Origin of the sequence: Mycobacterium sp. E3298 (assembly GCF_001666895.1) — a bacterium.
Taxonomy (GTDB): Bacteria; Actinomycetota; Actinomycetes; order Mycobacteriales; family Mycobacteriaceae; genus Mycobacterium.
The window spans coordinates 1-1,388 of sequence record NZ_LZJB01000179.1 but is presented as its reverse complement, the minus strand read 5'-3'; the positions used below and the strand labels follow the sequence as shown (position 1 = coordinate 1,388).

The 1,388-nt window shown below is 68.4% G+C and carries 1 protein-coding gene; it reads left to right on the top strand.

What is annotated here, in order from left to right:
* Positions 1-304: 304 nt before the first annotated feature.
* Positions 305-1,388: LLM class flavin-dependent oxidoreductase (locus A9X05_RS08545; RefSeq protein WP_067780610.1), on the top strand; the 1,084-nt coding region annotated here is incomplete at its 3' end.

The window sequence follows — 1,388 nt, the reverse complement described above, 5'->3', positions numbered from 1 at the left end:
CGGCGGTCCGACGGGCGGCGGCGGCCCCGGCGGCGGTGGCGGCAGCATCCCCGGTGTCGGGGGTGGCGGCGGCGGCCCGGGTGGCGGTGGCGGCTGCGTCGGGAACGTCTGCGGCGGCTACTGACACGTCGCTGAGCGCTGACCGCCCGACAACACGAACTTGCTCGCCTAGTCGGCGGGGCCGGGATCACCTGGCCCCGCCGGCTGAAAACCTCTCGCCCACCTGGCTTTCTGGCGTGACGGCCTAGGCGGGAGTCCGCATTCGAGTTATGGTTCTGGCCTACTCGGCTGCAAGGGGACTTCGATGGCGAAGCTCAGGTTTGGATACTTCATCGCGCCGTTCCATCGGGCGGGCACGAATCCGACGCTTGCGCTGCAGCGTGACCTCGCCTTCATCGAGCACCTCGACGCCCTCGGCTTCGACGAAGTGTGGCTGGGTGAACACCATTCGGCGGGTAGCGAGATCATCAGCTCGCCAGAGGTTTTCATCGCCGCGGCGGCCGAGCGCGCCAAGCGGATTCGCTTTGGCACCGGCGTCATTTCCCTCTCGTACCACAACCCGCTCTGGGTCGCCGACCGGCTGATGCTGCTGGATCACCTCACCCACGGCCGGATCATCGGCGGCGTGGGGCCGGGCTCCCTGCCCAGCGACTCGTCGATGATCGGACTCACCCCGACCGACACGCGCGAGCTGCTCGAAACGAACCTCGACATCGTTGTCCGCCTGCTCGCGGGCGAAACCGTGAGCGCCAAGACGGCCACGCACCAACTGTTCGACGCCAAGTTGCAGCTCGCCCCGTATTCCGACGGCGGGATCCCGCTGTCGGTGGCCGCGGTCGCGTCACCGACGGGCGCGCGGCTGGCCGGCAAGCACGGCATCGGGTTGCTGTCCATCGGCGCGACGCTGACCGTCGAGGGTTTCAACGCGCTGTCCTATCACTGGGGCATCGTCGAGGAGCGCGCGGCGGTATTCGGGACGCAGGTCGACCGCAAGAACTGGAGCCTGGTCGGCCTGTTCCACCTCGCCGAAACGGAGAAGCAGGCGCGCGAAGAGGTCAAGTTCGGCATCGAGCCGTGGTTCCGCTACTTCCAGAAGGTGGCCGCCTTCCCGCAAATGACGATGCCCGGTGAGCAGCTCGACGAGATGATCGACGTCATCAACGACAACGGGGCGGGCGTGATCGGCACGCCGGAGCGGGCACGGGAACAGGTCCAGCGGCTGTGGGATCAATCCGGCGGATTCGGCTGCATGCTGCAGATGGGCCACGAGTGGGCCAACCCCGCCGCCACCAGACGGTCCGCCGAATTGTTCGCCGCCGAAGTGATGCCGCATTTCCAGGGCCAGGCGCAGCCGACCCTGGACGCCGCCGCGCGCGCCGGACAGGCCC